We start from the raw sequence: 8,641 nt of genomic DNA on the forward strand, positions 1-8,641 counted from the left end.
ACAATAAGCTAAACTTTTGAAAAAAACCGGTTTCTGAGCAGAAGCCGGTTTTTTTTTGACTTTTACTGCCACTTACCTATTAGAGCGCTACGGGCTGGGAATCGGGAATCGGGAATCAGGAATCGGGAATCGGCAATAGGAAATACGCAATAGGGAATAGGGAATAGCAAATAGGGAATAGGCCATAGGGAATAGGCAATATAAAAGCCAAGTTACACAGCTTTTAGCAATTATCAGATCACCATTATTTGTAAATAAAATAGCGCGTATTTATACCTATCATAAAATAACTATATGTAGCATTTTTTAAGCTATTTCATATAAATTTGATAATTATAACGCATATCATACAATTAGATGTTTCACAGCTGATTAACCAGTTGATTTAACAGAAAACTCAGGTGATTTTCAGATTAGCGAATGATGGTAGTTATAGAGCTAAGATAAAACACACAAAGGATAAAAAAATGACAACTCGTGACGAATTTTGGACTATAGCAGATCATTCTCGACTGGAAGCTGAATATCTAGCTGATAAGAAACTGCAATATTTACAACATGCCCCACTGGAAGCTTTACAGCAGATATGTATCCAGTACCGTCATTTTACCAAAGAGTTTCCTGATAATCTGGCAATTCTAATTTCCAAAGCTCCTTATGGAAAATTTAAAAGCTTAACCGCTGAGATACTAGCAGAAGAGTTAGGTGAAGGAGATCATGAGAATAATCATCTCCAACTATGGGATAACTATCTGTTAAGCATTGGTCTAAATCAAGATTTATTTGAAGACTCTCTTAGCGAAGAAAATAAGATTTTGCTTGATGAAATCAAGCAACTAACGTTAACCAAGCCTACCACCTATGTTATTGGATTATGTGGCATGGGTGGAGAGTGTCTTTGCCAAGTTTATCTCTCTACTATGTACAAATATCTTGTCAAAAACCCATATATCAAAGAAAACAAACAGACCATTGATTGGGAGTTTTGGAACTTTCATGTTGGTGAAGCTGATATTATCCATCGTCAAAAGGTCAGAGATGCCATTAATGAGATAGTTGATGCCGATCCATCTACCGTAGATGATTTAAGCGCTGGTTATCAGAAAGCCAAACAGAATTGGGATACATTTTGGACGAATAACTACAAATTAGCCATGACTAAGCAGATGGCAGCTGTAAATTGAGTGAATAATTGAGTGAATAATTGAGTGAAATAGAAGTAAGTAGAGTCCATCAATCAAATCACTCTACTACTTCAAAATACCCAATAATAACAAATTGGCTCGATAGTTTATTATAGCAGTTGGCAATTTAATCAGGTACACCTTAAAACCCTGAACGACACACAGGACAAGGAAAAGCAAAAAAGCCGATGCCTGATAGCTCACTGCTAACTGCTATATTAGCTTGACTCAAAATGAAACAAAAATCAGAAATGAAGCATTCTCTTGAAGCTTTGAAGAAACATGGCCAAACCACAGCTTCATCTACTTTAGGCTTGTGGGATTCTATTCGAGCAGATTTTGAGGCTGTGTTTGAGAAAGATCCTGCTGCTTCCTCTTGGCTTGAGGTGTTAACGTGCTATCCAGGCTTACAGGCAGTGACGGTTCATCGCCTTGCCCATATCTTATATCGCCACCGTTTATTTTGGCTGTCTCGCTTCATATCCTACATTGTCCGTTGGCTAACAGGAATTGATATTCATCCAGGTGCTACCCTTGGTCGGGGCATATTTATTGATCACGGTACAGGTGTAGTAATTGGGCAAACCGCCATCGTTGGAGATGGAACCTTAATTTATCAAGGTGTTACTTTAGGTGGCACTGGCAAACAACTAGGTAAACGTCATCCGACTGTGGGAAAAAATGTAATCGTCGGAGCGGGAGCAAAAATTCTTGGGGACATTGAAATTGGTAACAATAGCCGTATTGGAGCAGGCTCAGTAGTTTTACGGTCTGTTCCTAATGACTGCACTGTTGTTGGGATTCCGGGACGAATAGTTAGGCAATTCGCCCAGCCGATTAGTCCACTTGCTCACAGTAACATCCCTGATCCAGTAGCTAATGTGGTTGATAAACTTATCCAAAGGATAGATGAGTTGGAAATCAAACTAAAGCAATTACAGCAGTTTAGAGAAATGGAGTTCACCGAAAAGCTGTTGTGTCAAGATCAAGCTATCAACTTATCTCACAATACTAATTTAAATAGTCGTCAGCTAGCAAAAGTAGATTAACTGTAAGCATTCAGCCGTCAGCTATCAGCTAATGCGCTGCGCGCACGCTACTTGAGGTGCTAGCAGGCGCTTTAACTCCACAGGGTCGGATCAGTACGAGCAGGGATTTTCAACCAGCCGTACCAGCACCCCCCAGCTTTTTTACTACCTCCCGTTGATTAGCATGATAGCTGACGGCTGACGGCTGATAGCTGAATGCTTACGATTAACTTTTGTTAATACAGGAGACAAATGTCTTGGAAATCATAATTGCTACTATGCCCTTGTGGGTAGCCATAGTAATGCTAGTGGTATTGCAGCGACCAAGCCAACAGGCAGGACTTGCTACTTTGATAGCTGCTATCGGATCAACACTACTATTTCCTGTTTTTCGTTTGTTTCCTGGGCAATTACTACTTGCTTTGGTGAAGGGACTTGCGACATCATTATCAGTGTTCTACGTGCTATTTCCCAGTTTGCTACTTTACTATCTGCTCAAGTCTGTAGATGGTATGAGCCTTTTAGGACAGGGTATTGCTCGTTTAGTTCCTGAGCGAGACTTACAGGTGTTGCTGCTAGTAATTGGGTTCGCTCCCTTTGCCGAGTCAGTTAGTGGATTTGGAGTTGGTACCATTTTAGTCATTCCACTGTTTCTCGCATTAGGTTATAGTTCTGCTCAGTCAGCTATACTGGGTATTTTGGGTCAAATGGCTGTACCTTGGGGAGGGCTAGCCATAGGTACAGTTCTTGGAGCGGAAATAACTAATCTAGATCCTAGTATTCTAGGTTCGACTACTGCTCTTTTGACTGCTCCTCTGCCCGTAGTTTACGGACTGGTGGCACTAGCAGTGAGTGGCGGAAAGAAATCCGTGCAACGCCGATGGCCAGAAGCGATCGCTGCGGGAGTGCTTCTTACCATAGGAGTTTGGGGCTTCAGTTGGATTCCTGGGGTTGAACTGGCAGGTGTACTTGGCAGCACACTGGTAATGTCATTCTTAGTGGTGTGGGCAAACCGAAAACTATTTCATAAACTATTTCATAAACTATTTCATAAGGCAAAACGAAAAAGAACAGTAAATCTAGTCAACAGTGCCCGTAATAGTTCCGAAAAAACGGCTCATGATTCGGCTGAGCATGGTATTACTAAAGTATCCCTCGGGCAGGTAATAGCTCCCTACGGGATTCTGACAGCAATTCTGCTGATTTCTCGCTTAGTTGTTCCTCTAAAAATTTGGCTGAAGAGTCATTTTGTGATATCAATAGCTGCCATCAATCTAAATCTACCCCTGCTTTACAACCCAGGCTTTTATTTACTTTTGACAGCTTTGGCTACAGTCACAATTTTGGGAACAGTCGTACACAAACTGCGAGTGATAACAAGGCAAGCTTGGCAACAATTTATCCCTGGAGCCATCGCACTCGCCTGTTTTCTAGCAGCCTCTCAAGTTATGCAAGCCAGTGGCATGATAGCTAGTCTAGGCATGGCCGCAGCAACACTTGGTGACAAGTATATATGGGTTGCACCTTGGTTAGCTGCTCTAGGAGGCTGGATTACTGGTTCAAATACTGCGAGTAATGCCCTACTTTCCCAATTACAACAAGAGGTAAGCATTCAGTCTGGCTTACCACTACAGTGGCTGATGGGAGCTCAGAATGGAGCTAGCGCCCACGCCACGATGATTTCACCTGCTCGTGCTATTATTGCTGCCACTGCTGTTGGGTGGTCTGGAGCTGAAGTCTTCTTGCTCCGGCAGATGGGACTAGTAGTTCTAGGAGCAGTGGCAGTTATTATGTCACTTCTGGTTTTGGCTGTACCATAAAATCTCTATTTTTAGATAGAGTAAGTATCAAATAAATAACTGAACATAAATTATGTTAAATTTATGTTCTCTTGGTTAATAAACTTAAAGTTGCTCAAACCCTTTCTGTTCCAAGATACCCGATCCCTGCTCCGAAGTTCCCTGCTCTGAACAGTCAACTTGAATTATGTCTGGCTACCGAGTATGATATGTAAATCCTAGAGATGGTTGAGCGAAATGACCCAGCTGAAATGCCCTAAATGTCAAGGAACCTTAGAAGCAGTTGTGTATTCAACGATTCCTGTAGACCGCTGCACCAGTTGTCAAGGGATCTGGTTTGATTCCATGGAAGCTCAAATGTTGAAGGAGATAAAAGGTTCCGAGATTATAGATACAGGTGACCCGAAAACAGGGAGTAACTTTAATAAAATTAGAGATATCAATTGCCCGAAATGCCAGACAAAACTGACCAAAATGGTTGATATAAAACAGACTCATATTCGGTATGAAAAATGCCCGGTATGCTATGGTCTCTGGTTTGATGCTGGTGAATTTAAGGATTATAAGGAAGAGGTAATAGCAGACTTTTTTAAGGATATCTTTAGCTAATTAATAGGCTAATTAATAGGCTAATTAATAGGCTAAGTAGCAATTTTTAATGTCAATTAATTTGCTGCCACTGGGAAAACCTATGGGAAAAGGTAGTAGCTTGACCAGGATGCTAATTTCCCTGATCAAGCAGGTTCAAAATACTCAAGTCGGAAATGATCAGGTCTATTCGGCTGGTTTAGGTAAAGTGATGATAAATTCACTATATGCTCCCACTTCAGTTTCCAGCTTCAAGGTTCCTCCCTGACTGCCTGACACATCTGTGTGAAAACCAAACAGATCAGGTTCTACACTTTAAAGACCGAATACGGGAAAACCAAATCTGGTCGTAGTAATCATCCTCAGCTTTATGGCATGCAAAGCACGGTTGCGGATCTTTAGGTAACAACGGTACTGGCCCGACTGAGTTGCCTACCTTTATTGACTACTCCTTTGAGCCAGCGCAGACCAATTTTGAGATAGCTTAGACCTCGTTTCCAATGGGGATCTACCTGCCTCCTTCTGCCTTGAAGTTGAACAGCCGAAGACGCAATCACTACTTTTGAGTGCAATTGGGGGGATTGTCATAACTGTCGGATCATCTCAAAGCCATCCATCTGTGGCATCAACAAGTCAGTGATAATCAGGTCTGGTGAAAATGCTGTGGCTTCGTCTAAAGCCTCTTGACCACTGCTAGCTTCGATCAGTTCAAATCCCAGGGGAGCCAGCAGATTGACAATCACCCAGCGATTTTCCTGTTTATCATCCACCACCAGAATGCAATACCAAGTAGGGTTCTAGTGCCAGATTCGATTGACTCAGTGATGGGATAGCCTGGAGCTGTAATCATTATGGGTTAGAATCATTGAACAACATGGACTTCTGTGAGGCCAGTTACATATAGAGTTCCCGGCTAGTCCGACCCAAATAACGGCTTTGTACTTGTAGGGGGATGATTTATGGAGATCGGTAAGAGACGGGAAGTGGGGGAAGATACTGCAAGAAGGGGAAGTAAGCGGTGAGGTATCTAATCTGAATTAGCACGTAAGCATTCAGCTATCAGCTATCAGCTATTAGCTTGCATAGGTAAGCCTTCGTTTAATCTCTGTTAGGTCAGCTGTTCGGGTAGCGTGGCCACAAGCCAAGGGCTTTTACCCAGACTTTCAATTATCATTAATCTCGAATTATTAAATTCTCCCGTTTGTGCATTGCGCATAGGCGCACGCTACGCGAACGGCGCACGCTATGGGAACGAGGTTTGTTTTAAGCTGACAGCTGACAGCTGACAGCTGACGGCTGTCAGCTTACATTAGCACTAGGAATTAGCACTATTAATGCTACAAATGATTTCTTTGATTGAATCCCTAAGGGGGCAGGGGTGCTCAAGAGCAAGGGAGAGGACTTTGAAGTTTTTCCCCCTTACTCAAAAATAGATAAAAAATAGACAATTTAAGTGGCCAACATCGTCAATTAATCCGTATCCACTGGGAAAATGTAGCCCCTTGACCACAATAGTTATTTTCCTCATCAATGAGATTCCAGACGATAAAATCTGAAATCTGGAACCGTTTACCAGTGCTAGAAATGCGGACACCTTGATAGTTGCTAATATAGCCCTGGGTTGTGACTTGGTTAAGCAAGCGTAAGCGCTCCTCCCTTTCCATTGGCTCAGCTGAATATCTCGAAGGCATCTGAGTCAATTGGTTCCAATCCATTTCCCACAATTCTAAACCTTTCCGATTGCCATAGTTTAGAATGGGGTCTGATTCAGTGTTGTGAGAGTAGACGACAAAGGGAGCTTCAAATAGTGCCTGTGCAATTTCCATAGGTGAGCCACTGGTATCGATTAGAGAACGCCCTGTCCAATGATGAAAGCTATGGATTAGACGTTGGCTCTGGCGAATTACGGCGTCTTGTTGCCAAGGAAATTGGAGCTCAGTGTTCATCGGTTTATTATTCTGTACAGATTTATCACCCTTAGGGAACTATAGTAATCCAAAACTCTGTGATTCTGAACTCCTGCAACTCCTTGATTACTCGGCTTCCCCAATCAGAGTAAAAGCCGCCCATTCCACTGGATTTGGGTACTGTTTAAGAGTCGTAAGCATGGCTTGACGTAGAGCAACTGCTTTGTCAGGTGTTTGTTGTAGCTGGCGATAGAATTCAATCATCAGGTCAGCTGTGGAGTCATCAGGTACTTTCCAGAGGGAAACAACCACACTGGGTACACCAGCAGCCACTAAAGAACGGGATAATCCAATCACGCCATCACTGGTAACTCGACCTCTACCAGTGTTGCAAGCGCTTAAAACTACTAACTCAGCACTAAGCTTGAGGTCGAGTATTTCACTAGCACTGAGAAAACCTTTATCTGTTTTAGTCGGAGCAAGGGCGATCGCTCCTGGTAAACCTAATCCCTGGAAGTCATTCAGTAAGCCGTGAGTAGCTAGATGTATGATCTTTGCCTTTGACATTTGCTCAACAACTGATTTCTTGGTGGCTTGATTGCCAATCAGGGCTTGAGTATTGAACATCTCAGCGATCGCTAGCGCTTCTGTTTCTGTTCCAGGAAGAGGGGGCAAACCTTGAGGCATCGTGGGATTACCAATTACTAGCATCTCTTCTCCAGAAACTAGTTGCCGTTGCTGGTTAGTTAAATCCAGCACCTGAATCGAGGGAGCAGTGAGCATAGTATGTTTTTCGATCAGGTATTGACCAGAAGCGTCTTGTAGTGCTGGGAAAGGTACTAGAAACAAGGATTCGTGGGGAATAAAGGTTACACGAGCTTCGGGATTTGTAGGTAAGAGTTCGGCAATTGGTTCAATGAGCAGTTGATGCAGTTGTTTTAATTGTTCAGTTTGACCAGCTCTCTCTGTTTTAGTCAATCTTTCTCTGGGAACTAAATCAACTAGGGATGGGCTTCTTCTGAAAAAAATTGATTTACGAGTGATAACAACCAATTCTTTCAGAGATGTATCTAGATTAGTTAAATCAACCTGACGAAAAGCGATTTTACCTCTAGGGTTAATTACCCAAATGTAAAGCTCTTTGTCTTCAAGTTGGCGCACACCTTCGGCTTCGACGACTTCTTTGATAAGAGAGTATAAAACTATTGTCGAGTTTTGTTCTTCAGTAATTTTTTTTATTTGTTTGATATTCGGAGGGGCAATCGGTTTATTAGTTTTGAGGTTTGATTCAGACTCTGATAAACCTCTCGCTAATAGTTCAACAAAGGCTCTTGCTCGTCCTCTTTCAGTAATTTCTAGGGCTTGATTGAATTGTTTTCGATCTACTAAATACTCTTGTAAAGCGCTATAAGTTGTTTGATGAGTTTCAAAAATGGATACTCTCTCAAGGTCATTGCTGCCTAAGTTTGACCGCAAAGACTCCCAAATTTCAATGGCAGCAAATAGAGCCTCATTTGCTTCTTTAGGATTTCCGGCTTTGTAGAGAGCATCACCTAAGTTGCTTAAAGCTCGTCCCTTGGCGTGGCGATCACCTAGTTGCTTGGCAATTTTTAAACTCTGGCGTTGGTAGTTTACTGCTTGGTTGTAGTCTTCTAGAGCATAGTAAATTATTCCCAAATTTTCTAGGGCTACTAACTGTCCATAGTTATCTTGCAATTTTTGTGCGATCGCTAAACTCTGCTGAGAGTATTCAATTGCTTGGTTATAGTCGGTCAGGGTATAGTACACCAAGCTCAAATTAGATAATGCTCTTGCCTTTCCAGGTAGGTGATCGGATGTTTTAGCGATCGCTAAACTTTTTTCTTTGTATTCAAGTGCTTTGGTATATTCCTTCTTAGCGTAGTAAGCTAATCCGATATTGCTTACTATATTCCTTTCCATCTCAGACTCATCGGTTGAGTTTACTAGTTCTAGACCCTGTTTATAGTATTCAATAGCTTTGTCATAGTTTCCTATTGCACCATAAGCTGCTCCTAAACCACTTAAAGCTTGCGGTTTTCTTCTTAAGTTTGGGTCTGATTGGGCAAGAGTAAAATGCTGTTTATGATAGTCTAGAGCTTTGCCATAATCTACCA

General features: G+C 42.1%; 8 protein-coding genes. 4 read left to right on the top strand and 4 right to left on the bottom strand.

Annotated elements, in window-relative coordinates:
• Positions 1 to 467 precede the first annotated feature (467 nt).
• The 4 genes from F6K20_RS13625 (at position 468) to F6K20_RS13640 (ending at position 4,620) form a co-directional block, all read left to right on the top strand.
• Positions 468 to 1,184, top strand: coding sequence for an iron-containing redox enzyme family protein (locus F6K20_RS13625; protein WP_071102232.1), 717 nt, complete (start codon positions 468 to 470; stop codon positions 1,182 to 1,184).
• Between the two features lie 233 nt (positions 1,185 to 1,417).
• Entirely contained in the window at positions 1,418 to 2,233 is an 816-nt protein-coding gene (gene cysE / locus F6K20_RS13630) for a serine O-acetyltransferase (RefSeq protein ID WP_287294999.1), read from the top strand.
• A 236-nt stretch (positions 2,234 to 2,469) separates the two neighbouring features.
• On the top strand, positions 2,470 to 4,032 hold the full coding sequence (locus tag F6K20_RS13635; protein ID WP_131827270.1) for an L-lactate permease: 1,563 nt from the start codon (positions 2,470 to 2,472) through the stop codon (positions 4,030 to 4,032).
• A gap of 216 nt (positions 4,033 to 4,248) precedes the next feature.
• Positions 4,249 to 4,620, top strand: coding sequence for a TFIIB-type zinc ribbon-containing protein (locus F6K20_RS13640; RefSeq protein WP_044492624.1), 372 nt, complete (start codon positions 4,249 to 4,251; stop codon positions 4,618 to 4,620).
• 377 nt (positions 4,621 to 4,997) lie between these two features.
• On the opposite strand, the gene F6K20_RS13645 is transcribed toward F6K20_RS13640, so the two are convergent.
• From F6K20_RS13645 to F6K20_RS13660, 4 genes are all read right to left on the bottom strand, one after another.
• Complete coding sequence (locus tag F6K20_RS13645) at positions 4,998 to 5,156, bottom strand: hypothetical protein (RefSeq protein ID WP_229414429.1); 159 nt, start codon at positions 5,154 to 5,156, stop codon at positions 4,998 to 5,000.
• A gap of 27 nt (positions 5,157 to 5,183) precedes the next feature.
• Positions 5,184 to 5,372: a response regulator gene (locus F6K20_RS13650; RefSeq protein ID WP_008182279.1), complete on the bottom strand. Its 189-nt coding sequence runs from the start codon at positions 5,370 to 5,372 to the stop codon at positions 5,184 to 5,186.
• A 693-nt stretch (positions 5,373 to 6,065) separates the two neighbouring features.
• On the bottom strand, positions 6,066 to 6,545 hold the full coding sequence (locus tag F6K20_RS13655; protein WP_008182281.1) for an MEKHLA domain-containing protein: 480 nt from the start codon (positions 6,543 to 6,545) through the stop codon (positions 6,066 to 6,068).
• Positions 6,546 to 6,632: 87 nt separating this feature from the next.
• Positions 6,633 to 8,641: CHAT domain-containing protein (locus F6K20_RS13660; RefSeq protein WP_287295001.1), on the bottom strand; the 2,009-nt coding region annotated here is incomplete at its 5' end.

Origin of the sequence: Moorena sp. SIO2C4, from assembly GCF_010672485.1 — a bacterium.
Taxonomy (GTDB): domain Bacteria; phylum Cyanobacteriota; class Cyanobacteriia; order Cyanobacteriales; family Coleofasciculaceae; genus Moorena; species Moorena producens.